The 24,237-nt window shown below is 73.4% G+C and carries 26 protein-coding genes; 4 read left to right on the top strand and 22 right to left on the bottom strand.

The window, feature by feature from the left end; translation table 11 throughout:
• Positions 1-13: 13 nt before the first annotated feature.
• The 11 genes from OG617_RS18840 to OG617_RS18790 form a co-directional block, all read right to left on the bottom strand.
• Entirely contained in the window at positions 14-727 is a 714-nt protein-coding gene (locus OG617_RS18840; RefSeq protein ID WP_405103803.1) for a uracil-DNA glycosylase, read from the bottom strand.
• Positions 728-746: 19 nt separating this feature from the next.
• Entirely contained in the window at positions 747-1,433 is a 687-nt protein-coding gene (locus tag OG617_RS18835) for a dienelactone hydrolase family protein (RefSeq protein WP_405094395.1), read from the bottom strand.
• A gap of 144 nt (positions 1,434-1,577) precedes the next feature.
• On the bottom strand, positions 1,578-2,138 hold the full coding sequence (locus OG617_RS18830) for a hypothetical protein (protein ID WP_405094394.1): 561 nt from the start codon (positions 2,136-2,138) through the stop codon (positions 1,578-1,580).
• 121 nt (positions 2,139-2,259) lie between these two features.
• Entirely contained in the window at positions 2,260-2,385 is a 126-nt protein-coding gene (locus tag OG617_RS18825; protein ID WP_405094393.1) for a hypothetical protein, read from the bottom strand.
• Positions 2,386-2,406: 21 nt separating this feature from the next.
• A complete protein-coding gene (locus tag OG617_RS18820; RefSeq protein WP_405094392.1) occupies positions 2,407-2,835 on the bottom strand; it encodes a YbaB/EbfC family nucleoid-associated protein in 429 nt (142 codons plus the stop codon).
• A gap of 33 nt (positions 2,836-2,868) precedes the next feature.
• The gene (locus tag OG617_RS18815; RefSeq protein ID WP_405094391.1) at positions 2,869-3,540 is read right to left on the bottom strand and encodes a WXG100 family type VII secretion target; all 672 of its coding nucleotides are present in this window, start codon (positions 3,538-3,540) and stop codon (positions 2,869-2,871) included.
• Positions 3,541-3,563: 23 nt separating this feature from the next.
• Positions 3,564-3,869: a hypothetical protein gene (locus OG617_RS18810; RefSeq protein WP_405094390.1), complete on the bottom strand. Its 306-nt coding sequence runs from the start codon at positions 3,867-3,869 to the stop codon at positions 3,564-3,566.
• Between the two features lie 165 nt (positions 3,870-4,034).
• Positions 4,035-5,063, bottom strand: a complete 1,029-nt coding sequence (locus OG617_RS18805) for an HAAS signaling domain-containing protein (RefSeq protein WP_405094389.1) — start codon at positions 5,061-5,063, stop codon at positions 4,035-4,037.
• Positions 5,060-5,392 (bottom strand): PadR family transcriptional regulator, encoded by a 333-nt coding sequence (locus tag OG617_RS18800; RefSeq protein WP_396669400.1) that lies wholly within the window; start codon positions 5,390-5,392, stop codon positions 5,060-5,062. Before OG617_RS18800 ends, OG617_RS18805 begins: the two co-directional genes overlap by 4 nt.
• Before the next feature lie 397 nt (positions 5,393-5,789).
• On the bottom strand, positions 5,790-6,077 hold the full coding sequence (locus OG617_RS18795; RefSeq protein ID WP_405094388.1) for a hypothetical protein: 288 nt from the start codon (positions 6,075-6,077) through the stop codon (positions 5,790-5,792).
• Positions 6,070-6,273: a hypothetical protein gene (locus OG617_RS18790; RefSeq protein ID WP_405094387.1), complete on the bottom strand. Its 204-nt coding sequence runs from the start codon at positions 6,271-6,273 to the stop codon at positions 6,070-6,072. Before OG617_RS18790 ends, OG617_RS18795 begins: the two co-directional genes overlap by 8 nt.
• Positions 6,274-6,549: 276 nt before the next feature.
• Here OG617_RS18790 and OG617_RS18785 point away from each other — a divergent pair, with 276 nt between their 5' ends.
• Positions 6,550-6,747 carry a hypothetical protein gene (locus OG617_RS18785; RefSeq protein ID WP_405094386.1) on the top strand — a complete coding sequence of 66 codons (198 nt, stop codon included), beginning with the start codon at positions 6,550-6,552 and terminating at the stop codon, positions 6,745-6,747.
• A gap of 530 nt (positions 6,748-7,277) precedes the next feature.
• On the opposite strand, the gene OG617_RS18780 is transcribed toward OG617_RS18785, so the two are convergent.
• From OG617_RS18780 to OG617_RS18770, 3 genes are read right to left on the bottom strand one after another with little or no spacing between them, the layout of a single operon-like run.
• Positions 7,278-8,219: an exopolyphosphatase gene (locus tag OG617_RS18780; protein ID WP_405103801.1), complete on the bottom strand. Its 942-nt coding sequence runs from the start codon at positions 8,217-8,219 to the stop codon at positions 7,278-7,280.
• A 22-nt stretch (positions 8,220-8,241) separates the two neighbouring features.
• Positions 8,242-9,543 carry a hypothetical protein gene (locus tag OG617_RS18775; protein WP_405094385.1) on the bottom strand — a complete coding sequence of 434 codons (1,302 nt, stop codon included), beginning with the start codon at positions 9,541-9,543 and terminating at the stop codon, positions 8,242-8,244.
• Positions 9,544-9,595: 52 nt separating this feature from the next.
• A complete protein-coding gene (locus tag OG617_RS18770) occupies positions 9,596-10,585 on the bottom strand; it encodes an ArsR/SmtB family transcription factor (RefSeq protein WP_405094384.1) in 990 nt (329 codons plus the stop codon).
• Between the two features lie 248 nt (positions 10,586-10,833).
• Here OG617_RS18770 and OG617_RS18765 point away from each other — a divergent pair, with 248 nt between their 5' ends.
• Positions 10,834-11,562, top strand: a complete 729-nt coding sequence (locus OG617_RS18765) for an alpha/beta hydrolase family esterase (RefSeq protein ID WP_405094383.1) — start codon at positions 10,834-10,836, stop codon at positions 11,560-11,562.
• Between the two features lie 33 nt (positions 11,563-11,595).
• Here OG617_RS18765 and OG617_RS18760 read toward each other — a convergent pair whose 3' ends face one another.
• From OG617_RS18760 to eno, 4 genes are read right to left on the bottom strand one after another with little or no spacing between them, the layout of a single operon-like run.
• A complete protein-coding gene (locus OG617_RS18760) occupies positions 11,596-12,108 on the bottom strand; it encodes an amino-acid N-acetyltransferase (protein ID WP_396677887.1) in 513 nt (170 codons plus the stop codon).
• 2 nt (positions 12,109-12,110) lie between these two features.
• Complete coding sequence (locus tag OG617_RS18755) at positions 12,111-12,668, bottom strand: DUF501 domain-containing protein (RefSeq protein ID WP_405094382.1); 558 nt, start codon at positions 12,666-12,668, stop codon at positions 12,111-12,113.
• A gap of 38 nt (positions 12,669-12,706) precedes the next feature.
• Entirely contained in the window at positions 12,707-13,339 is a 633-nt protein-coding gene (locus OG617_RS18750) for a septum formation initiator family protein (RefSeq protein ID WP_405103799.1), read from the bottom strand.
• 34 nt (positions 13,340-13,373) lie between these two features.
• A complete protein-coding gene (gene eno, locus OG617_RS18745; RefSeq protein WP_405094381.1) occupies positions 13,374-14,657 on the bottom strand; it encodes a phosphopyruvate hydratase in 1,284 nt (427 codons plus the stop codon).
• Between the two features lie 214 nt (positions 14,658-14,871).
• On the opposite strand from eno, the gene OG617_RS18740 reads away from it, so the two are divergent.
• Both OG617_RS18740 and OG617_RS18735 read left to right on the top strand, forming a co-directional pair.
• On the top strand, positions 14,872-15,564 hold the full coding sequence (locus tag OG617_RS18740) for a hypothetical protein (protein ID WP_405094380.1): 693 nt from the start codon (positions 14,872-14,874) through the stop codon (positions 15,562-15,564).
• The gene (locus tag OG617_RS18735; protein ID WP_405094379.1) at positions 15,561-16,433 is read left to right on the top strand and encodes an NAD(+) diphosphatase; all 873 of its coding nucleotides are present in this window, start codon (positions 15,561-15,563) and stop codon (positions 16,431-16,433) included. The genes OG617_RS18740 and OG617_RS18735 overlap by 4 nt, the downstream gene beginning before the upstream one ends.
• A gap of 13 nt (positions 16,434-16,446) precedes the next feature.
• On the opposite strand, the gene OG617_RS18730 is transcribed toward OG617_RS18735, so the two are convergent.
• From OG617_RS18730 to mfd, 4 genes are all read right to left on the bottom strand, one after another.
• Entirely contained in the window at positions 16,447-18,066 is a 1,620-nt protein-coding gene (locus tag OG617_RS18730) for a DUF885 domain-containing protein (protein ID WP_405094378.1), read from the bottom strand.
• A 138-nt stretch (positions 18,067-18,204) separates the two neighbouring features.
• Positions 18,205-19,188 (bottom strand): nucleoside triphosphate pyrophosphohydrolase, encoded by a 984-nt coding sequence (locus OG617_RS18725; RefSeq protein ID WP_405094377.1) that lies wholly within the window; start codon positions 19,186-19,188, stop codon positions 18,205-18,207.
• On the bottom strand, positions 19,185-19,985 hold the full coding sequence (locus OG617_RS18720; protein ID WP_405094376.1) for a hypothetical protein: 801 nt from the start codon (positions 19,983-19,985) through the stop codon (positions 19,185-19,187). Before OG617_RS18720 ends, OG617_RS18725 begins: the two co-directional genes overlap by 4 nt.
• Before the next feature lie 195 nt (positions 19,986-20,180).
• Complete coding sequence (gene mfd / locus OG617_RS18715; RefSeq protein WP_405094375.1) at positions 20,181-23,945, bottom strand: transcription-repair coupling factor; 3,765 nt, start codon at positions 23,943-23,945, stop codon at positions 20,181-20,183.
• Positions 23,946-24,237 lie beyond the last annotated feature (292 nt).

Raw genomic sequence — 24,237 nt, 5'->3', positions numbered from 1 at the left:
CCGCCCCACGCCGTCAGTCCACCCCGGCCAACTGCTTCGCCCGGGCGAACACTGCGTCCAGCATCCCCGGGGTCAACCGCCCGGTGAAGGTGTTCTGCTGGCTGACGTGGTAACAACCGAGCAGCGCCGGTACGGTCGTGCCGGACCAGTGTGCCCCATGGCCGAACGCCGGTCGAGGGCTGGGCGGGCGGGTGCCGTACACCTCGCGCAGCACCGGCCACCACGCGGCCCAGGCGAACGCGCCGAGCGCGACCACGACGCGCAGGGTGGGTCTGATGAGCGCGACCTCGCGGTGCAGCCACGGCGCGCAGGTGTCCCGCTCCGCCGGGGTGGGCTTGTTGTCCGGCGGAGCGCAGCGCACGGCGGCGAAGATCCGGGTGTCGCGCAGGGCCAGGCCGTCGTCGGCGGCGACGCTGGTCGGCTGGTTGGCCAGGCCCGCTCGGTGCAGGGCGGCGAAGAGCACGTCGCCGGAGCGGTCCCCGGTGAAGATCCGCCCGGTGCGGTTGCCGCCGTGCGCCGCGGGGGCCAGGCCGAGGATCGCGAGCCGGGCGTCGGTCGCGCCGAAGCCGGGCACGGGCCGCCCCCAGTACCGCTGGTCGCGGAACGCCGCCCGCTTCGTCCGGGCGACCTCCTCCCGCCAGTCGACCAGGCGCGGGCAGGCGAAACAGTCGCTGACCGCGCCGTCGAGGTCGGCGAGGTCGGCCGCCCGCGCGGCGCGCGCGACCACCTCGCCGGGGGTACGGGGCTCAGCCAAGCTTCGCCCGGAACTGTTCGAGGGTGCGGGCCCAGGCGGTGGCGGCGGCCCGCTGGTCGAAGCTCTCCGGCCGGTCCTCGTTGAAGAAGGCGTGCGCGGTGCCCGGGTAGTCGTACGTCTGGCAGGTGCCACCGGCCGTCTCCACGGCCCGGCGGGCGGCCTGCACGCCGTCGTCGGTGGAGGTGCCGTCCGCCTCCGAGCAGTGGATGACGGCGGCCTTGCCCGCGTATCCGCTCCACTGTGGGCTCATCCCGTCCCAGGGCAGTCGCGGGTAGAAGGCGGCGGTGGCCGCGATCCGCTCGGACCGGGTGGCCGCCCAGAGCGCCAGGCTGGCGCCGGCGCAGAACCCGACGCAACCGGCCTTGCCGGCGACCTCGGACCGCCCGGCCAGGTACTCCGCCGCGACGGCGATGTCCGCCGCCGCCTCGTCCATCTGCGTGCTGTTCAGCATCTGCCGGGGCTCACTCGGCCGGCTGGCCGGCTGGCCGCGCCGGAAGTCCGGGGCGAGGGCGACGAAGCCGGCCTCCGCGAACCGGTCCACGACCGACCGGATGTGGGGCACGAGACCCCACCAGTCCTGGATGACGATGACCGCCGGACTGGCCGCGCCGGCGGCGGGTATCGCGAGATACCCCTCGCGCGTCCCCCCGCTGCTGGCGTAGCTCACCATCTCGCCCATCGGGTCCTCCTAGCGGTCAGTCAACGCTGGCTGGTCGCAGGGTGTGCCTACGTGCCGGTAGCCTGCCACGCGCCGGGCGGCTTGGGGAAGACACGCGAATAGTGGTATTCACCTCCGTTCACCGGGTCGCCGGGTCGGGCCGGATCAGCTCCGGGGGACGAGGCAGAGCAGATAGCCGGTGCCGCCGGGCGGGACGCTGCTGTACGTGTAGTAGGTGCCGCCCCGGGCGACAAAGGTCTCGCACTGGCGGCCGTCGCGTGCCCGCTCCGCGCTCTGCCCGTCGAGCCGCCCCACCACGCCGTAGATGGCCTCCGGCGAGGAGCAGTCGACGACCCGCGCCGTCGCGGACCGGTGCTGCCCGGTCTCGGCGACGTCGGGCAGGCGGGCCAGGCAGTCGCCGACCCGGGCGGCGGCGGCCCGGTCGGGCGCGAGCAGCCGGCCGGCCACGTCGTACCGCAGCCCGAGCACGACCAGCGTCCCCACCAGTACGGCCACCACGCCGAGCACGGTCAGCACCGGCAGCAGGGGGTGCCGGCGGGCTTCGCCCTCCGGATCGTCGCCCTCCGGATCGCCGCCGGGACCTTCGTCGGGGCCGGCGTGTTCGCCCGACGGGGCGTCCGCCGACGCCGCCGAGCCGGTGTCGGCCGGCCCCCGGGTGGTGGTTCCGGTCTCGGCCGGCGCGAGGGTGCTGAGCTGCTCGTCCACGTGCTGTCCTTCCGGGGCTCCAACAGCGGACACGATAGCGACGAGCCACTCGTTCCCGCTGTCCCCTGGGACGTGACGTCCGTCCCTCATGGACGAAGCGCGGCCGGCGCCGCGACGACGGCTACTTCCCGCCCGGGCCCCTGCCCTTGGACTTCGAGTCGTGGTGGAACCACCACCAGCCGAGCCAGACCAGCGCCAGACCGAAAATGACATACAGCACCGCGAGCAGCATCTCACCGAGACCCATCGGAGTCCTCTCCCCCGCCGGTCAGCGCCGGCCGTTGAAGCGGCTGGCCTGCACGATGGCGTCGTTGACCGAGCGCGACACCGTCTCCAGCACGCCGTCCATGCTCTTACGGATGTCGCGAGCCTCGCCGAGCACGTCGCCGAGATCGCTGGTGCCGAGCGTGTCCGACATGGCCCGGGCGATTGCTTCCTGCAGGCCCTGCTGCGCGCCGTTGAACGCCTCGGTGATCAGCTCGGCGAGGGCGTAGGAGTCCAGGCGCATGGCCCGGGAGTTGATGTCCAACTGCCGGAGCGTGCCGTCCGCGCCCAGCTCGACGGAAACCATCCCGTCGTCGGTGACGTGTCGGCAGGTGACCTCGGCCAGCAGCGTCTCCACCTCCGACAGCTGCTGCATCCGCTGCTCGCTGTCGCGCAGGATGCGCTCCAGGTCCGCCACGTTCGGGTCGTTCATGTCAGACTCTCCGCTGCCCTGGTGGTGGATACGTCAGTCGCCCTTGACCTCGAAGCGCTGCGGTGCCTCGTAGTCGATTTGGATCTTTTTGAAGTCGAGCGCGGCGGGAATGCTGTCGCTCCGCGAGCCGATGTTGACCCACCCGTAGGCGACGGCGCCGAACATCGCTGCCACGGCCGCTGCCAGGCCGGCGAGCAGCATGGCGACCTTGGCGGAGAGCGCGGTCAGGGCCAGCCCGATCGCCGTGATCGCTGCCTGCGCGGCGGCTGTGCTGAACGGAATGACGAGGAGCGCCAGCAGACCGATCAGGATGACCAGGCAGGCTCCGGCGAAGGCGAGCAGCGCCACGAATGAGACCATGTAGGCGTTGGAGATCATCTCCAGGGTGCCGGCGATGTCGCTGACCGCGCCCTTGAACTGCTCGATCTCGCCCTTGAAGTTGGTGAAGGAGGCGGCGAACGCGTCCTTGTCGTCGGCCGTCCAGTCATCGCCCTTGCCGAGCGCACTGTCCAGGTGGGCGGCGAACGTGGTGAGGTCGTTCGCCATCTCCTTCCAGGCCGTTGCCGCATCGGACATGTCGTTCGGGTTGGCCGCCATGCTGCCCACCGCGACCAGGGCAAGGACGGCGGTCTTCGCGATCTTGGCGTTCGCCTCGACCATCTGCTTGACGGCCGCGAAGATCAGGGCGTTACCCAGGCTGACCACGCTCGCTCCCCCTTTCCATTCGGCTAACTCGACACCACGGTGTTCGCGTCCTCGGCTTTGATCCAGTTGTCCCGCGCGGTAGCCAACTCCTTGAGATAGTCGTCGACGGTCTTACGGACCTCGTCGAGCGCCGTCGCGGCCTTCTCACGGGTGTCGCCGTAGGCCAGGGCGAGCGGAGTGCCGATCACGCCGAAGTGCGGGAAGGGAATCTCCGTATCCGCGAGCTTGGCCTTGATCGCGTCGATCCCGTTCGGACCGGACACGACGTTCTTCTGGAGGTGTTCCCGGATGTCCTCGATCGCTTCCGACGAGACGTGCTTGCTGGTCATCCGAAATCAGCGCTCCTTCGTCGACGGCCCGCAGGCGACACCGGGCAGACTCTAGCAAAGACGCTCGTCGGTGCCGAGCCACGAGATTCCCCCCCGGCGAGCTCCGATGATCGACGCTATCGCGATATACCGTACAAAAAGTTGATCAATCGGGGTGTCGTCGCCTCAGGAGGAAGTGGGCACCGGGGTCGGGGCGAGCGTCGTCGGCAGGGGCGCGAGGGGCGGCGGCGCCGAGCTCGGGGCCGGGCCGGCCGCGGGGCCCCCGGACGGGGTCGGCGCGGAACCGCCGGACGGTCCGTCGGTCGGGGTCGGGGTCGGCGGACCGGACGACGGGCGTGGCCCGACCGGCCCGGAACGGAACGGCGCATGCTCCGGGCAGTACGGGTACGCGGGTACTCCCTGATTCGACTCGGGCAGCCCTTCGCGCACGCACTCCCGGTACCCGAGGCGGATCGGGTTGCCGTCCTGGTCGAACAGGCGGGCGTTCTCCACCAGCCGCCCCTCGCTGTCGTAGACGAAGATGTCGCGAACGAACGGCACCTGTTCTGAGGTGGGCTGGTAGCCGGACTCGTTCCAGCCGAGCCGGTCGTCCGCATCCACGAACCCGGCGAACGCGAAGACGGCGAGGACCGCCGTGCCCGCGCGGAGCGCGATCCGGGGCCAGCGGCCCAGCGTGGGGGTACGCCTGCCCAGCCACACCGAGGCCACCACGCAGACGGCGAGCAGCAGCAGCGCGGCGAGCGTGCTGCCGCCCAGCCTCGGCAGCAGCCCGAACGACGCACCCGTGGTGATGACGGTGATCAGCATCGCCGCGAGGTATCCACGCAGGACCCACCAGGCGGGGCGGAGCAGCCGCAGGTACTCGCTCGCCGCGGCGTACCCGAGGATCGGGCCGAGCCGCAGGTCGGCCGCGCGCAGCCGGGTGCGGAACCAGGAAGCGACGGCGGCGGCCCGCTGGTCCAGGTTGCGGGCGGCGACCGGGCCCCCCGCGCCGGCCGCCGCCCGCAGCTCCGCCGCGTACGCCTCGGGCGTGCCCAGCCGGTCGGCCAGCGGCTCGTCGCCCTCGGCGGCCACCTCGGCCAGGTGCTCGGCCAGGTCCTCGGTCAGCTCGTCCCGGACCGTCGGCGGCAGGTCGGCCAGCGCCGCCCGGACCCGCGTCACGTAGTCCACGATCTCCTGCTCCATGACGGTCATGCCGTCACCCCCCGATCGTCGAGCAGCGTGTCCATGGTGGTGGCGAACGAGCGCCAGAGTTTGCCGGAGCGGGTCAACTGGTCCCGGCCGGCCGCGTTCAGCGAGTAGTACTTGCGGTGCGGGCCGGACTCGCTCGGCACGACGTAGGTGGTCAGCAGTCCGGCGGCGAAGAGGCGCCGCAGCGTGCCGTAGACCGACGCGTCGCCGACCTCGTCCAGGCCGGCCTCCCGCAGGCGACGCATGATGTCGTAACCGTAGCCGTCCTCCTCCCGGAGCACGGCCAGGACCGCGAGATCCAGCACGCCCTTCAACAGCTGTGTGGTATCCACGCACTGCACACTACTGTGCAGTGCGAGGTACCGCAACGATCTCGGCGACTCCACGCGTAGGACACCGCCGATCCGCAGCCCGACGGCCGGTCACACCCGCTCGCCGCGATCGCCTGACGCGTGATCGGCTCGCATCGACGACGTGCGGCGTACGACGGGCGGCGTGTGGTGGGCGGCGGGCGGACGAGGCACCGGAGGCAGCAGGTCGCCCGGCCGGATCAGACGGAAGGAACAGGCCGGCCACCCTGCCCCGCCGCCGCGCCGGTGACCAGCAGACGGTCCAGGGGCGTCCCGCCCTTATCGCGCTCGATCCAGGAAATAGTGGTGTCCGAAGCTGCGGGAGGCCACTGTTTCCCGGATCGAGCGCGATCTTGGCGAGTGGGGCGGTCAGCGGGCTTCACCCCGTCCGCGTACGAGACCGGGATACGGGTTGACGTTGGGCCGGCTGCTCACTGGCCGGCTTGTTCAGCCACTGCAACCCGGCGAACATGACGAACAGGGACCGCCGGGCAAGCGCGTCCCCACGCCGGTCGATCTGGTAGCCGTCCACCCAAACCCACCCGTCGTAGGTAGGCCAGTCGTGAACCCGAATCACGCGGAACACGATCGGCTTCACGAACTGGACGCTGACTGCCCGGGTGATGTGGAGGACGTCTCCTGACTTCGGCACCCGAGGCTCAGTCATCGGACTTGTCCGGGTCAAGCGTGTCCGCCGAGATTTCTTGAGCCTCCAGCAGGAGGCCAATCCACGCCAGATGCCGTTCCGACATGCCTGGGTCGACAGGGCGGTTGCGGCTGTTCAGCTCCAGTACGCCCGCCTGAACCCACGCACCCATATACGTGATGGCCTCATTGGGCGCTTTGGCGAATTCCTTCAGCATGGCCGCTTGGCGCGGAACGCAGGGCCACGGCTCCCCGCACCCGAGACAGGGCCCACCCGGGTACTCCGGGGGGTGCTCCTGCATCACCGCCGACCCCCGCCGGTGCTCCCGATGCCGATCTTGGGGGCGTGCGGGCAGACGGCCCGAGGTTGGCGGCCATGGCCGGCGGCAGCGTTCGGCGTAGTCATCCCCCGATCATGCTTCAGCCGTTGTCAGTAGTCAACGTACATAGCCGTTGTAGTGATACAACGGAGACGGTCGTCCTACGGTCACGGCATGGAACGGGTTGACTTGGTTGGCGCTGCGGAGATCCGCGTGATGCTGGGCAACGTGTCCCGGCAGCGCGTCAGCGTTGTCACCAACTCCAAGAGCTTTCCCGACCCATACCAGGAATTGACCATGGGGAAGGTCTGGCGGAAAACCGACGTCGAGAAGTGGATCAAAGAGCACCGGCCAGACCTGGCGACAGGCTGAGAAGGGGCCCCGGCGAGGGCCCTTGCTGGTTCCGGTCAGTCGATCGGCTCGACCCGGCGTGTCTCAAAGGTCAGGTACGCATACGCGGCTGACAGCGGCTCGACCGGGCAGAAGCGTGAACTCACCGCGCCGCACCGCTGGCCGGCGGGTCAAGCACCGTCGGACCGGTCAACAGATCCCGCAGCCCGGCGACATCCTCACCCGGACCCCGCAAGGCCTCATCGAAGAAGCGCCAGCGTCCTCGTCCAGGTGCAGCCGCTCCGCCTTAGCACTCACCGTCCACAATCGCACGCACAACGTACGCCACCAACAACCCCGCACCGCGCCAGGATCAACCGAGGCCCTGGGCCCTGACCAGGATCAGGATCGTGCTCGAACATGGATTCAGTGGCATCGAGCGCGCGGGGAGGCCACTGAATCCCGGATCGAGCACGATCTTGGGCGACGGGCCGGTCGATCGCCCCGGCGACAGCAGCCGGACGCCGGGCCGGAGAAGCGGCGATGTCGGGGATCGGCTAGCCGGGGATCGGCTAGCCGGCGGTGGGCAGCAGGCTCCAGGCGATGCCGTCGAGGATGTCGTGCTCCGAGGCGACCACCGAGGACATACCGGCGCGCTCCATGATCACCTGGAGGACCAGGGCACCCGCCCCGATCACGTCGGCCCGCCCCGGGTGCATGACCGGGGTGGCGAGCCGCTGCTCGCGGGTCTTGCCGAGCAGGTCGGCGGTCACCCGCGCCACCGCCTCGTACGACACCCGGGCGTGGTGGATGCGCTCCGGATCGTACTCGGTCAGGCCCTCGGCGAGGGCCACGACGGTGGTGACCGAACCAGCGAGCCCGACCAGGGTGGCGGCCTGCCGCCCCGGCACGGCCGCCAGCGCGCGGTCCACCGCGGCCGTGATGTCGGCCTGCGCGGCGGCGATCTCGTCCGGGCCGGGCGGGTCGCCGTGCAGGTGCCGCTCGGTCATCCGGACGCAGCCGATGTCCACCGAGATCGCGGCCTCGACGCCGCCCTCGCGGGTGCCGACCACGAACTCGGTCGACCCGCCGCCGATGTCGACGACCAGGTACGGCGCCTTCGCGTCGGCGGGCAGGCCGCGCACCGCCCCGGTGAAGGAGAGCCGCGCCTCCTCGTCGCCGGTGACCACCTCGGGGGCCACGCCGAGGGTCCGCTCCACCATGGCCCGGAAGTCCCCAGCGTTGGAGGCGTCCCGGGACGCCGAGGTGGCGCACATCCGGACCCGCTCCGCGCCCAACTTCTCGATCTCGGCGGCGTAGGACGCCAGCGCGACCCGGGTCCGCTCGATCGCCTCGGGCGCGAGCCGGCCCGTCCGGTCGACGCCCTGGCCGAGCCGGACGATCTCCATCCGGCGGCTGAGGTCGACCAGCGGCGCCTCCGCCCCGGCGGACGGGTCGGGCAGGTCGGCGACCAGCAGTCGGATCGAGTTGGTCCCGCAGTCGATGGAGGCCACGCGCGTCGTCACGGCAGCAACCCTACGGCAGCCGTCCCACCCCGGCCGGCTCAGCCGCCCGCCCCGCCGCCGGACGGGCGCTCGATGATCGACGGCGGTGCGCCAGGCGCAGCAGGTCCGGCAGCCACAGGAGCACGCCGGCGAGCAGCAGCACCGACATCAGTGGCAGCCGCCACCACCAGCGCACCGTGGCCGGGGGCGGGTCCGGCGGGTCGGCCACCCACGGGCGGGCGGTCTTCGACCAGGCCAGGAACGCGTCGCCGACCGGGAGGACCCCGAAGGCGTACCGGCGGGTCCACGGGGTGTCCACGGGCAGGCCCACCAGGTCGCCGTAGTTGGCCAGCGCCCCGGCGAGCGCTGCGTCGCCTTGGGACTGGGCCGCGCCGAGGGTGACCACGGTGGCCGACAGGCTCACCCCGAGCAGCAGCGGCCCGGAGTCCACGTCGCCCGGCCCGTCCATGCCGTGCGGGTACTCGCGCACGGCCGGGCCGAGCCCGAGCGGCGTGGCCACGAACCGGTCCCGGAAGCGCAGGTACTGCTCCCGGGCGAACGCCGGGTCGACGTCCACCAGGAAGCGCTGGACGACGCTCTGCGACGTGGCCCGGGCCACCTCGGCCGGGGCCCCGGTCGCCAGGTCCACCCGGTGCGGCAGCAGCCCCGTGCCCGGGTCGAGGCGCTGCCGCACACCGTCCAGCCAGCGCGTCACGGTGCCGGCGAAGCGGGGCGGGAGCAGCGCGTCGTGCAGCCGCAGCGAGGCGATCGCGACCGTCGAGTCCACCGGCCACGCCTGCCCCGGGTACGCGGCCAGGTACGGCGAGGCGGACCCGTCGAACGCCGCCCCGACGGCCACCGACGCCTCGGCGAACCGGGCCGCCTCGGCCGGGTCGCGCCGGTCCGCCGGTTGCAGAGCGAGCACGCCGCCGCGCAGCCAGTTCGTCCAGCCCTGCCAGAAGATCCCGTACGCGGGGGTAAGGCCGGGGTCGAACGGTGCGGTGCCGGCCGGCGACTCCAGCCGGGCCAGGGCCCACCGGGCCTCCCGCAGGGCCGGCTCCCGCCGCCCGGCCGGCTCGCGCAGACCCAGCTCGACCCGGGCCAGCCCGTACAGGGCGTGGGCGAAGAACCACCCCTCGGGGAAGAGCGCCTGCGCGTCCTCGCCCGCGCCGTCGTCGAGGGCGGCGCGCAGGAAGGCGAGCTGCCGGGCCACCCCCGGCGGCTCGCCGTCCGGGCCGGCGGTGGCCGGCGCGACGAGGCGTACCGCCCCGAGGAGGGCGGCGGCGCTCAGCAGCGCCGCGAGCACTCGGAGCGTCGTACTCAGAATCCCCATCCGGGCAGCATGCCGGATCTGATCAAGCCCGCCGGTCCGGAGCCGGCCGCGCTCACGTCGCCCGGGGTGCGTTCAGCAGGTGGGTGGCCGGCGGCGTCAGCCGGTGCCGCACCGCACCGCCGACGCGGTCGGTGGCGACCAGGCCCGCGTCCCGCAGGGCGCTCGCGTGCTCCGACGCCGAGGCGAGGCTGATCCCGGTGGCCCGGGCGAGCGCCGTGGTGGTGTGCGTACCGGGCTCGGCGAGCCGGCGCAGCACCGCGGCCCGGGTCCGGCCCAGCAGCCGGGCGAGAGGGTCCACCTCCGGTGCCGACGAGGCCACCGGCGCGCCGATCGCGACGGGGTAGACCAGCAGGACCGGACGACCCGGCTCGACCAGCACCCGGGGACGCGAGCCGGCCAGCGGCGAGGGCAGCAGGATCAGCCCGTGTCCGGTGCCGGGCAGGTCGGCGCTCCACCACGTGTCGACCTCGATCACGGGCGCCCGCCACCGGATCAGCGGGTGCAGGCCGCCGAGCAGGCCGTCCAGCCCGGCGGTCGCGTAGCACTCCGCGGCCGCGGCCACCTGGTGGCGGTGCGCGAGTGCCAGGTCCGCCCAGTGCGGCGCGAGCACAGCCTCGAACCAGGTGCTGGTCGCCCGGGCGAGCAGGTCGAGCACCTGCGGGTCGGCCGCCGCGAGGCGGCGTCGCAGCGGACTGGGCGGCAGGTCCGCGTACGCGACGGTCACGTCCGCCCGGATCCGGCGGGCCGGCGTGGCACGGATCGCGTCGAGGCCGGCCGCCACCGACTCCAGCCCGTCCAACGGGGTCAGGAAGTCCGGCAACCGCCCCTGCGCGGGCAACAGGTGCCGCAGCGCGGCGGTGGCGGCCCGGACCGCGTCGTCCCCGGCGACCTCGGTCGCGCGGCCGGCCAGCACGGGTGCCGTCACGCCGACCGGAGGACCGCAGAGCGCCTGGCTGGCCAGGAGCGCCGTGCCGACCGGGTGCAGGCGGTCGGCGAAGCGGATCCGGCATAGGTCTGCCGATCGCAGCCGGAGGCGAAGCATGGCAAGTAGCCTGCCCGCCTTCGGCCAGAACCGAAAGGGTTGACCGGGTGCCGCGCGGCGGCCGAAGGTGTGTTCGATCGACGACGGGGGGACGGGGCATGCGGCGGTTGGCGGCACTGGCGGTCGCGGGGCTGATAATGGCCGGTGCGGCGTGCGACGGAGGATCCGCGGCTCCCGCGCCCTCGCCGTCCGACGCCGTCGTGCGGCCCGCCCCGGGGGATCACCGGCTGACCCTTCCGTACGGCGGGGTGGATCGCCGCTACCTGCTGCACGCCCCGCCCGGGTACGACCCGGCGAAGCCCAGCACCCTCGTCATCGCGTTGCACTTCTTCCCCGGCAGCGGCGACGGGATGCGCGAGATGGTCGGCCTGGACGCCGTGGCCGACCGGGAGAACGCCCTGGTCGCGTACGCGGACGGAATCGCGGGCGGCTTCAACGCCCTGATCTGCTGCGGGGAGGCGGACGACGTCGGATTCCTCACCGCCCTCGCCGAGCACCTCGTGCGCACCTGGGGTGCCGATCCGGACCGGGTCCACCTCACCGGCATCTCCAACGGCGGCGACATGAGCTTCCGGGCCGCGGTCGAGGCGGCGGGCGTCTTCGCCGCGATCGGCGTGGTCAGCGGCGGTTACATTGGCTCCCGGGCCGAGGCGGCGGACTACGTCCCGAAACAACCGGTCTCGGTGATCACGTTCATCGGCGGGCAGGACCAGTACGCGGATGCGTTCCGCACCGGTATCCGTAGCTGGCAGCAACGGCTGCGCTGCCGGGCGGCGTCCCGGCCGGCCGGGACGCCGACGGCCAGCCGCACCGACGCCCGCTGCGCCGACGGCAGCGACGTCACCGTCTACACGCTGCCGGAGATGGGTCACTCGTGGCCCGGCGCGCCCTCCGGGCAGCTCGCGGACCCCGACGCCGGGCTCACGGCGACCGAGCTGATCTGGGACTTCTTCGCCGCACACCCGCGCCGCACCTGACCGGCACGCCCCGTTCGTCGACGGGCACGCCGCTCAGAGGCGCAGCAGCATCCGGGTGTTGCCCAGGGTGTTGGGCTTGACCCGCTCCAGGTCCAGGAACTCCGCGACGCCCTCGTCGTACGAGCGCAGGAGCTGCTCGTAGACGGGCTGCGGCACCGGTGCGCCGTCGATCTCGGCGAAGCCGAACGAGGCGAAGAACCGGGTCTCGAAGGTGAGCACGAAGATCCGGGCCACCCCGATCTCCCGGGCCGCGTCGATCAGCTCGCCGACGATCCGGTGCCCGAGCCGCCGGCCCCGGTACGCCGGGTCGACGGCGACCGTGCGGATCTCCGCCAGGTCCTCCCACATGACGTGCAGCGCACCGCAGCCGACCACCGCGCCGTCGCCGTCGGCCACCACCCGGAACTCCTGCACGTCCTCGTACAAAGTGACGGTGGCCTTGCTGAGCAGCCGCCGGTCGTCGGTGTAGGTGTCCACCAGCTGCCGGATGCCGCGCACGTCGGAGGTGCGGGCGCGGCGCACCACGAGTTCGTCGGGCGCCGGCATCGTCACTCGCCCGCCGGCACGTCCACGCAGGGGCCGGCGGCCCACCACTTCTCCACCAGCGCCAGCGTCTCGTCGCCGAGCGGGTTGACCCCCGGGCCCGCGCCGAGGGCGTGGCCGAGGTGCACGTGCAGGCACTTCACCCGGCCGGGCATGCCGCCGGCCGAGATGCCGGCGATCTCCGGCACCTCGCCGATCGCGGCCCGGCGGGCCAGGTAGTCCTCGTGCGCCGCCCGGTACCGGGCGGCCAGCTCCGGGTCGGCGGCCAGCCGCTCGGCCATCTCCTTCATCAGCCCGGCCGACTCCAGCCGGCTGCACGCGGCGGTCGCCCGGGGGCAGGTCAGGTAGAACAGCGTCGGGAAGGGCGTCCCGTCGGTCAGGCGCGGGGTCGTCTCCACCACGTCGGGCAGGCCGCAGGGGCAACGGTGGGCCACCGCCCGGGTGCCGCGCGGGGTGCGTCCGAGCTGGGCGGCCACCGCGGCCAGGTCACGCTCGGTGGCCGGTTCCCGCTCCGGCGGGGGTACGGAGTCCGCCGCCGGGTGCTGCGGGGGTACGACAGTCACGGTGCCCATCTTTCGTCGGTGCTCTGTTGGTGCTGCGCTCACTGGCCGGGGCGGTCGGCGTTCGCGGCCCGCACGCTCGACCACAGGGTGTCGTACCAGGGGGCGGGGGTCTGCGGCTGGGCGGGGGCCTTCCCGCCGTTTGCGTCCCGGGCCGCGCCTGCCGGATCGTTGAGCACGATCACCGGGACCTCGCCGGGGTAGACCATGTAGAACCGCTCCCGGGCCTGGATGCGGATGTACTCGTCGTCCTGCCACTTGGCCGCCTCGACGGAGCGCTCGGCGATCAACTGCCGCTGGGCGGCCTGGGCCGCCTCCATCCGCTCGATGTCCGCCTGCTGGTCCAGGTAGACCCGGACCGGGTAGGTGTAGGCGAGGGCGAGGGCGATCAGCACCGCGAAGAGCACGGTGGCCCGCCCGGTGAAGCGCCGGGGGTGGGGTGCGGAGAGCCGCTTGACGCCGCCGCCGGCCGCCGTGCGACGGGCCGCGGCGGGGCGGCTCGCGGAGCGAACCTGGTCGGCGGCGCGGGCCGAGCCGGGCGACCGGCCGGCGGTGCGCGCCTCCGCGCGGACGCCGTCGCGGACCGATGCCCGGGCGCGGGCCCCGCCCGGCCGGCCGGTGCTACCCGGCCGGCGGGCGGGACGCTGACCACCCGGTGTGCGGCGCTGCTGCATCGTCACACCCCTCCCCCGAGGCTCGCTGGGCGTCTCAGGCGGAACGGTAACGCGGGAATGCGCCCACCCCGGCGTACCGCGCCGCGTCGGACAGCTCCTCCTCGATCCGCAGGAGCTGGTTGTACTTGGCCACCCGGTCGGAGCGGGCCGGGGCACCGGTCTTGATCTGGCCACAGCCGGTGGCCACCGCCAGGTCGGCGATGGTGGTGTCCTCGGTCTCGCCGGAACGGTGGCTCATCATGCAGGAGAACCCGGCCCGGTGGGCCAGCTCGACCGCGTCGAGGGTCTCGGTGAGCGAGCCGATCTGGTTCACCTTCACCAGCACGGCGTTGGCGGACTTCTCGGCGATGCCCCGGGCGATGCGCTGCGGGTTGGTGACGAACAGGTCGTCGCCGACGATCTGGATCCGGTCGCCGAGAGCCGCGGTCAGGGTGGCCCAGCCACTCCAGTCGTCCTCGGCCAGCGGGTCCTCGATGGAGACGATCGGGTAGTCGCCCGCGAGCTTCGTGTAGTAGTTGCTCATCTCGTCGGCGGACTTGGCCGTGCCCTCGAAGGTGTACGTGCCGTTGTCGAAGAACTCGGTGGCGGCCACGTCGAGGGCGAAGACGATGTCGGTGCCGAGCCGGTACCCGGCCTTCTCGACCGCCTCGGCGATCAGGTCCAGCGCGGCGGCGTTGGTGGGCAGGTTCGGGGCGAAGCCGCCCTCGTCGCCGAGCCCGGTGGAGAGGCCCTTCTTCTTCAGCACGGACTTCAGCGCGTGGTAGACCTCCGCGCCGGAGCGCAGCGCCTCGCGGAAGCTGGGCGCGCCGATCGGCGCGATCATGAACTCCTGGACGTCGACGTTGGAGTCGGCGTGCGCCCCACCGTTGAGGATGTTCATCATCGGCACCGGGAGCAGGTGCGCGTTCGGGCCGCCCAGGTAGCGGAAGAGGCTCAACTCGGCGCTGCCGGCCGCCGCCTTGGCCACGGCCAGGGAGACGCCCAGGATGGCGTTGGCGCCCAGCTCGCCCTTGTTGTCGGTGCCGTCGATGTCCAGCATCTTCTGGTCGATCAGCCGCTGCTCGCTGGCCTCGTACCCGATGAGCTGGTCGACGATCTTGTCCTCGATGTTCGAGACCGCCTTCTCGACGCCCTTGCCCTGGTAGCGGCCGGCGTCACCGTCGCGCAGCTCGATCGCCTCGAAGGCGCCGGTGGAGGCGCCGGACGGCACCGCGGCGCGGGCGATCGTGCCGTCGTCGAGCCCGACCTCGACCTCGACCGTCGGGTTGCCCCGCGAGTCGAGAATCTCCCGGGCGACGATTCCCTCGATGGTTGCCACTGAGTCGCTCCTCGTATGTGTGGTTCCGGTCCGGTATGGGCCGCGACGGTGCGGCTGGGGCAGGTGTTGAACGCAGCGTATCGGGCGGCGGCTTGGCGCACCGCGTCGCCCGGCGTACCGGCCCGGGGGCAGGCGTCGGACATTCCCGGATTCTCGGCCCTCAACCCGGCAACGGGTTTGCGTGACGTGGACCCGATCGACGAGGCTGGTCGCCATGCCCGCCGTCTCGACCACGCTCCGCGCGCTCGCCCTGTCGGCCATCGCATCACTCTCCGTCACCGGCTGCCAGGCCCTCGACGACGCCGGCCGGGCGATCGGGCGAGCGGACCTGGTCAACGACATCGCCGCCCGGCTGGACCGGGCGTTGGAGCTGACCTACTCGGCCGACTACCAGATCTCCGGCGGCCGGGCCGCCTCCATCGCCCAGACCCAGGACCCAGCCCGCTCGGTGTACGCCTGGCCGGACGGGATGCTGACCGTCACCGCCGAGGCCACCACCCGATGCGAGACCGGCACGGCCCGGACCGTGTGCACCCTGCTCGCCCCGCCCGTGACCACCGCGAAGCCCTCGGTGGCCCTGTTCACCGAGGCCGAGCAGCGCGGCCTGGTCACCCCGCCGGTGGTGGTGGGGCTGCTCACCGAGGCCGCGCTCGCCCCGGAGGCGGTCGTCGCACAGAGCGACACCACCCTCGCCGGGCGCCCCGCCACCTGCGTGGACGTGCAGCGGCCGGCCGGCAACTTCACCGCCTGCGTGACCGCCGAGGGCGTGCTCGGCAGCTTCACCGGCGAGCTCGACGGCCGGCCGACGGAGCTGGCCCTGACCCGCTACAGCGACACCGTCGACGGGGCGAGCTTCGAGCTGCCGGCCGGGGCCGGCGTGGTCGACCGCCGCGCCGTCAACTCGTGACCGCCGCGCCGCCGACCCCCGACGGCGGCGGGTTCGTGCCGGGGGCGCAGCGGTCCGGCCCGCCGCAGCCCGGCGACCTCGCCCTGGTGGTGGCCGGGCGGAGGCTGCTGACCGGCCCGGAGGGCTTCCCCCGGGTGGCCGAGCTGCCCGCCGACACCGCCTGGGTTCCGCTCGGCGCCCTGGCCGGGGTGCCCGCCTGGGGCACCGATCTGGCCGATCTGGCCGGCGAGGACGTCGACGAGGAGGCCTATCCGGGGCACTGGCGGAGCTGGCGGGCGCTCGCCGCCGAGCTACCCACCCCGCTGGCCGACCTGGCCGGCCGGGCGCTGGCCGTGCTCACCTGGCGGCGCACCCACCGCTGGTGCGGGGCGTGCCGGGCCGAACTGGCCGACGTGCCGGGCGAGCAGTCCCGGCGCTGCCCCGACTGCGACCTGTATGTGCCGCTGCGGCTCTCCGCCGCCGTGCTGGTGGCGATCACCCGGCCCGGGCCGGCCGGCAGCCCCGACGAGCTGCTGCTGGTGCGGCACGCGGACGGGCCGCCGGAGCTGTGGGCGCTGGTCGCCGGCTACGTGGAAGCCGGCGAGTCGCTGGAGGCGGCGGCCCGCCGGGAGGTCGGCGAGGAGGTCGGGCTGACCCTCGGCACGGTCTCCTACTTCGGCAGCCAGCCCTGGGCGCTGTCCGGACCGGGCGTGCTGCTGGCCGGCTTCACCGCGACCGCCGCCGACCCGGCCGCCGAGCCGGTCGTCGACGGGAAGGAGCTGACGCAGGCCCGCTGGTTCCCGCTCGACGCACTGTCCGCTGAGCTGCCCCCGGCGTACTCGATCTCCCGGTGGCTGGTCGACCACGTCGCAGCCCGCCCGGCGGGCTGACCCGCCCGCCTGCTCACACGCCGAGCAGGGTGCGCAGGTGGCGCGGGGGCGGGCAGTCGTGGGCGAGCATCGCGTCGTGCCATTCGCGCACCGACACCCCGTCGGGACGCAGCGCGGCGATCCCGGCGACCTCGCTGTACCCGACGAAGTAGGTGGAGAGCTGGGTGGAGGTGAGCAGCGACCGCCGCCACTTGCCGGCCGCCTCGCCCTCCTCCTGGAAGCCCCGGCCCGTCATCAGCGCGATCGCCTCGGACTCCGGCAGGTCGTCGCAGTGCACGAGCTGGTCGAGCAGCGCGTTGATGGTCATCCGAAGCTGCATCTTGAGCTGCTGCAACCGCACCGGCAGGCCGCCGAAGCCGAGGCCGACCATCAGCTCCTCGGCGTACACCGCCCAGCCCTCGATGAACGACCCGGACTCGGCGAGCGCCCGGACCCGGGTCGGGCCGGCGTACCGGCGGGCGTGGGCGAGCTGGAGGAAGTGCCCCGGCATCGCCTCGTGCACGGTCAGGTTGCGGATCATGTGGTCGTTGTACTCGCGGTAGAACGACTCGACCCGGGCCGCCGGCCAGTCCGCCGGGGTGGGTGCGATGCAGTAGAACGTCGGCACGTCCGCCGTCTCCAGCGGGCCGGGCGAGTCGCAGTACGCCACCGCCACGCCCCTGGCGAACTGGGGCATCTCCTGGATCACGCACGGGTCGTCGACCAGGGTGACCAGGTCACGGGCGCGGACGAAGTCGGTCGCCTCGTCGAGGGTGACCGAGGCCAGGTCGACGATGGTGTGGTCGTCGGGGTGCTCGGCGGCCAGCAGGTCCAGCGCCCGGCGTACCGTCTCGTCGTCGCCCGCCCCGCCGACCAGCTCGACGGCCGCCTCGCGGATCTCGGCGGTGACCCGGTCCAGGTTGGCCCAGGCACGGCGCTGCACCTCGGCGGCGCCCAGCTCGGTGTCGAGGGTGTGCCAGAGCCGGGCCTCCCAACGCCGCCGGCCGAGCCGGGGGTCGCGCCCCGGGCCTGCGTCGGCCGCCAGGCCGGTGCGCAGCCAGGCCACGAACTCCTCCAGCGCCGCGATCGCCGCGGTCGCCGCCGGCTCCACCCGGTCGTGCAACTCGGGCGCCTCGGCCAGCAGCCGGGGCACCTCGTCGCGGACCAGCGCCGCCGTGCCGGTGAACTGCCCGACCGCCGTCTCGGCGTGCACCCGGGGCATGTCCCGCAACGTCGCACGCGCGGTCGCCAGGGCATCCGGTACGGCCGCGAGCCGGCCGGCCAGACTGGTCAGCCGCACCTCGGCCGGAGCGTACGGGCGGGCGATCAGGGCGTGCAGCAGCGGGCCCGGGTTGTGCCGCAGCGGGTCCCACTCGGCCGCCCGGATCTCGTCGGTCTCGAACAGCTCCCGGTCGACCAGGGCGGTGAGCAGCGCGTGGTCGACCCGCTCGTCGACGTCGAGGGCGTCCGGGTCCAGCTCGGCGAGCGCGTCGGCCGCGTCCCGGAGCATTTCCCGGTCGGCGGCGACGGCGGCGGCGGACAGGTCCGGCAGCCGGTCGTCGCACCGGTGGTCGCCGGCGGACATGGCGAGGCCGGGCCGGCTATCCAGCAGGGCGTCGACGATCCGTTCGGCACGGGGTGCGAAGGATGACATGCGACGACCCTAGCGGGGGAGCCGGCCCGGCGTCCGACGTCAGTTGGGCCGGCTGCCCGCCTTGTCCACCACGGCCCGGCTCAGCACGGCGGTGGTGGCGGTGAGCCCGCCCGTCGCGTCCGGGCCCGCTCCGGCGGGTCAGTCGGTGCCGGTGGCCCGTTCGGCGGCGCGGACCGCGTCCGCGTACGCCAGGGCGGCGCGGCGCAGGGCCGCCTCCGGGTCCAGGCCCGCCTCGCGGGCGGCCACGACCGCAGCCAGCAGGCTCGCGCCGAGCCGCGCCTCCGGGTCGACCTGGGAGTCGGCCAGGGGCGGGGGTACGGCCAGGCCGGCGCGGGCGGCGCGCTCAAGGATCTTGCCGGCCAGGGCGAGCGCGGGCAGGCTCGGCGCGATGCCGTCCAGCACCGAGTCCCGGGCCTTCTCGACCTGTTTGATCCGATCCCAGTTGGCGGTGATCTCGTCCAGGGTGGTGGCCTGGTCGTCGGCGAAGACGTGCGGGTTGCGCCGGACCATCTTGTCCACCAGGCCGCCGGCCACGTCGTCGACGTTCCACCGCTCGCCCTCGGGCAGCTCCTCGGCCAACCGGGCGTGCAGCAGCACCTGGAGCAGCACGTCGCCCAGCTCCTCGCGGAGCGCGTCGGTGTCGTCGGCGCCGATGGCGTCGTACGCCTCGTAGCACTCCTCGATCAGGAAACCGGCGAGGCTGCGGTGGGTCTGCGCCCGCTTCCACGGGTCACCGCCGGGCGAGGCCAGCCGGTCCATCACCTCGACGGCGTCGAGCAGCCGGGCCCCGGGCGGGTCCCACGAGCCGTACATCAGCTCCAGCTCGGCCAGGCCCGGCTCCCGGGCCAACCGCAGCCCGAGCTCCCGGGCCAGCGCCTCGTCGCCCACCGGGCCGGCCAGCCAGACCACCGCGCCGTGCGCCGCCGCCGCGTCCAGCAGCGCCGGCGTCGCCGAGCCGTCCGGCACGATCACCTCGCCGCCTGCCGCCCGCACCGCGGCGGTCAGCTCGCTCTCCGCCCCGGCCAGCACCGGGTTGCCGCGTACGACGTCCCAGGCGGCGGCGGTCAGCAGCCCGACCGGGAGCCGGGGCGAGGTGACCAGCAGGACGATCCGGGCCGTCATACCCCGGGGGTCGCCGGGGCTGCCGACTCCGTGGCCGGGGCCTCGGGGGTGGAGATGTCGGTGACCGGGCCGTCATGGTCGATGTACGGCAGCGAGTAGAAGACCAGCGACTGACCGGTGCTGACCACCGACGGCACGCCGATCGGCCGGTACTGGGGGTTGATCGAGGTGCCGGCCTTCTCCGCCTCCGCCTGGAGGGCCGAGCTGAGCGCGGTGGCGCCGCGCACGAAGCCGCCCTCGCCCTCGCCGGTCTCGCCGAACATCTTCCGGACCTCGGCGACGCTCAGCCCGGACTGGATCGCCCCGGCCTTCTCGATGGCGCCGTAGACAGCCATGACCGACTTGTCGCTGACCTTGGCCGGGGGCAGCTTCTCGCCCAGCACGGCGGAGATGTCCACCCACTCGCCCCACAGCTTCGCGTACTCGGCGGCGGCCGGGATCCGGAGCTGCTGCTCCAACTGCTCCGGCTTGACCTCGTCGGGCACCTGGAGGCCCTGCGTGGCCACCACCCGCTTGCCCAGATCGATGCTGACCAGCAGGTTCAGCACGTCCTGCTTGGTCACCGAGGAGCGCAGCTGCTCCGGCGACGGGGTGGCCCCCGACTGCACCGCCTCGGCGCTCACGGCGGCGGCATACATCGACTGGGCGTTGTCGTAGATCTCGTCCACCCGGTCGATGGAGTACCTCGTGTCGCCGACGTACGCGGCGACGTCCGGCGCGGACTTCCCGCACGCACCGAGGGAGAGGACACCGAGGGCCGCGACGCTGGCGGCGGCGATGAGACGGCGAGCACGCATGGCCGTCACTCTCTCATGCGTCCCCACCGGCTATGACGCCGCCCACCGCCCGGCGCCGGTCAGCGCACACGCCGCGCCGCCGCGTCGCACCGCCGCACCGACGCAGCCCGCGCCGCCGCAGCCCGCCCCGCCGCGCCGCAGCCGCGCCGCCGTACCGCCCCGCCGCGCCGCAGCTGGCCCGGTCCGCGCGCCGGCTCACCGGGCGCCGGCCCCGGCCGGCCGGGCCGCGGGGGCAGGATCGCCCAGCAGGTCGGAGAGGAGCTGCGCGCACCACTCCAGTAGCGCCTGGTCGCGCAGCGGCTCGCCGCCCATCCGGCGGGTGCTCGGCCGGGGCACGCTGACCTGGTCGAGCGCGGACTTGTAGACCGAGTCGGGGTGGTACCGCTTGAGCCGGAGCTGCTTCGAGTCGGGCAGCGGCAGCGGGCCGAACCGGAGGTGCTTGCCCTGCATCGAGACGTCGGTGAGGCCGTACCGGCGGGCCAGCAGCCGGAACCGGGCCACCGCGACCAGGTTCTGCACCGGGGCGGGCGGCTCGCCGTACCGGTCGGTCATCTCGGCGACCACCTCGCGCAGCCGCTCGTCGTCGCGGGTCTCGGCCAGCTTGCGGTACATCTCCAGGCGCAGCCGCTCCACCCCGATGTAGTCGTGCGGCAGGTGCGCGTCGACCGGGAGGTCGATCTTGACGTCGGCCTCCTCCTCGGGGCGCTCGCCCTTGAACGTCTGCACCGCCTCGCCGACCATCCGGACGTACAGGTCGAAGCCGACGCCCTCGATGTGGCCGGACTGCTCGCCGCCGAGCAGGTTGCCCGCGCCCCGGATCTCCAGGTCCTTCATCGCCACATACATGCCGGCGCCCAGCTCGGTGTGCTGGGCGATGGTGGCCAGCCGCTCGTGGGCGTGCTCGGTGAGCGGCTTCTCCGGCGGGTAGAGGAAGTACGCGTACGCCCGCTCCCGGCCCCGGCCGACCCGGCCACGGATCTGGTGGAGCTGGGACAGGCCGAGCAGGTCGGCCCGCTCCACGATCAGGGTGTTGGCGTTCGGGATGTCGATGCCCGACTCCACGATCGTGGTGCAGACCAGGACGTCGAACTCCTTCTCCCAGAAGCCGACCATCACCTTCTCCAGGGCCTCCTCGCCCATCTGGCCGTGCGCCACCGCGACCCGGGCCTCGGGCACCAGCTCGCGGAGCCTCCGCGCCGCCCTGTCGATCGACTCGACCCGGTTGTGCAGGTAGAACACCTGGCCGTCGCGGAGCAACTCGCGGTGGATGGACGCGGCCACCTGCCGCTCGTCGTACGCCCCGACGAAGGTCAGCACCGGGTGCCGCTCCTCCGGTGGGGTGGCGATTGTCGACATCTCCCGGATGCCGGTGATCGCCATCTCCAGCGTCCGCGGGATCGGGGTGGCCGACATGCTCAGCACGTCGACCGAGGCGCGCAGCGTCTTCAGGTGCTCCTTGTGCTCGACGCCGAAGCGCTGCTCCTCGTCGACGACCACCATGCCGAGGGACTTGAACCGGGTGGCGGTCTGGAGCAGCCGGTGGGTGCCGATCACGATGTCGACGGTGCCGTCGGCGACCATCTCCAGGGTCCGCTCGGACTCCTTCGGCGTCTGGAAGCGGGAGAGCTGCCGGATCTGGATCGGGAACTGGCCCATCCGCTCGGCGAACGTGTTGTAGTGCTGCTGCACGAGCAGGGTGGTCGGCACGAGCACCGCCACCTGCTTGCCGTCCTGCACCGCCTTGAACGCCGCCCGGACCGCGATCTCGGTCTTGCCGTACCCGACGTCGCCACAGATCAGCCGGTCCATCGGGACGGTCTGCTCCATGTCCCGCTTGACCTCCTCGATGGCGGCCAACTGGTCGGGCGTCTCCTGCCAGGGGAAGGCGTCCTCCAGCTCCCGCTGCCACGGGGTGTCGGGCCCGAAGGCGTGCCCCTTGGACGCCTTCCGCGCGGCGTAGAGCTGGATGAGCTGGGCGGCGATCTCCTTGACCGCCTTGCGGGCCCGGGCCTTGGACTTCTGCCAGTCCGAGCCGCCCATCTTGTGCAGGGTGGGCTGCTCGCCGCCGACGTACCGGGAGAGCTGGTCGAGCTGGTCGGTGGGGACGAACAGCCGGTCGCCGGGCTGGCCGCGCTTGCTCGCGGCGTACTCGATGACCAGGTACTCCCGGGACGCGCCGTTGACCGTGCGCTGCACCAGCTCGACGTACCGGCCGATGCCGTGCTGCTCGTGCACCACGTGGTCGCCGGCCTTCAGCTCCAGCGGGTCGATGGTGTTGCGCCGCCGGCTCGGCATCTTGCGCATGTCCCGGGTCGAGGTGCCCCGGCCGCCGGTGACGTCGTTGCCGGTCAGCAGCACGAACCGGGACGCCTCGTCGACGAATCCGCTGGTCAGGCTGCCGCAGGTGACCAGCAGCCCGCCGGGGGCAGGCGCGTCCGGGACCTGCTCGACGAACCGGGCGCCGAGGCCAGCGTCGCGCAGCACCTCGACGGCCCGCTGGGCGGGGCCGTGCCCCTCGAAGACCAGCGCGACGGTCCAGCCCTCGCCGGCCCAGCGCGTGAGGTCATCGACCAGCCGGGACGTCTCACCGTGGTAGAGCGGGGCGGGCTGCGCGGCCAGGGTGACCGCGATCGCGTCGTCGGGCGTGACGTCGACCTCGGCCGGCGCGTCCTCCCAGGGCTGCCGGGCCGGGGCCGTGGCGTCCGCCTCGACCACAATTCGGCCGCCGCGCCGATGGCCGGCGTTCTGGGCCGAATGAAGGTCGTCCACGAGGCCGAACGGGGCAAGGGTCCACCAGGGCCGGCGCAGGGCGCGGGCCGCCACGCGTACGTCGGCCAGGGTCTTGAAGGCGGCGGCCCCGAGGTCCACTGGGGCCTGGCCCCCGACGGCGGCGGCGGCCCAGCTCGCCTGGAGGAACTCCTCCGAGGTACGGACCAGGTCGTGCGCCCGGGTGCGGATCCGCTCCGGGTCGCAGAGCAGCACGTGGGTGCCGGCCGGCATGCAGTCCAGCAGCAGCTCCAGCGAGTCCGCGCCGACCAGCACGGGGGCCAGCGACTCCATCCCCTCGACCGGGATGCCCTCGGCCAGCTTGTCCAGGATCTCGGCCAACTCCGGGTGCTCGTCGGCGAGCGCGGCGGCCCGCCTCCGCACGGCCGGGGTGAGCAGCAGCTCCCGGCACGGCGGCGCCCAGAGCAGCGGGACGGCCTCGATGGTCCGCTGGTCGGCGACGGCGAAGGTGCGGATCTCCTCCACCTCGTCGCCCCAGAACTCGACCCGGGACGGGTGCTCGTCGGTGGGCGGGAAGACGTCGAGGATGCCGCCGCGCACCGCGAACTCGCCCCGCTTGGTGACCAGGTCGACCCGGGCGTACGCCATGTCGGTGAGCCGGCGGGCGACGTCCTCCAGGTCCGCCTCGTCGCCGGCGGCGAGCCGGACCGGCTCCAGATCCCCGAGGCCCTTGAGCTGCGGCTGGAGCAGCGACCGGACCGGCGCGACGACCACCCGCAGCGGCCCGGTGCGCCCACGCGAGTCGGCGGCGTCGGGGTGGGCGAGCCGCCGCAGCACGGCCAGTCGCCGGCCGACGGTGTCGGAGCGGGGCGAGAGCCGCTCGTGCGGCAGCGTCTCCCAGGACGGGTAGACGGCGACCTGCTCGGGCGGGAGCAGGCTGCCCAGCGCCGTGGCCAGGTCGTCGGCCTCCCGGCTGGTGGCGGTCACGGCCAGCACGGGCCGCCCCGCGCCCCCGGCGGGCCCTCCGTCAGGCCCCGCACCCGGGGCCGGCCTCCCGTCGGGCCCGGCGGCTCCGGCCGGGTCGGCGGCGACGGCGGCGACGGCGAACGGGCGCAGTGCCGCCGGGGCGGTCAGGTCCAGCCCGTCGACCTGCGCGGCACCGGAGCGCGCCAGGTCACGCGCCCGGGCCAGCCCGGGATCGGCCAGGGCGGCGGCAAAAAGTCCGGTGAGCAAACTGATCACTTCCCAGTGACGCGGTCGTGGCACACGACAGTTCCCCCCACGCCGGCAGGGACGGGGGGTTGACAACCCTCAGCCTATCCCCGCAGCCCGGCCCTCACCCACTCCCGCGCCGTCCCACCCACCCCCACGCCCGAGATCGCGCAAATTCACGGAACTAGTGGTGTCCAACCCCTCCCGAGGCCACGAAATCCGTGAACTTGCACGACCTGGGGGGCGTGTTGGGCGGGGGCGGGGACGTGTTGGGCGGGGGCGGGGCAAGATCGTGCTCGATCCGGGAAATAGT

Source organism: Micromonospora sp. NBC_01412 (assembly GCF_045040215.1).
Taxonomy (GTDB): domain Bacteria; phylum Actinomycetota; class Actinomycetes; order Mycobacteriales; family Micromonosporaceae; genus Micromonospora; species Micromonospora rubida.
The sequence above is the reverse complement of the archived record's forward strand: the minus strand, read 5'-3'. Positions and strand labels throughout refer to the sequence as shown.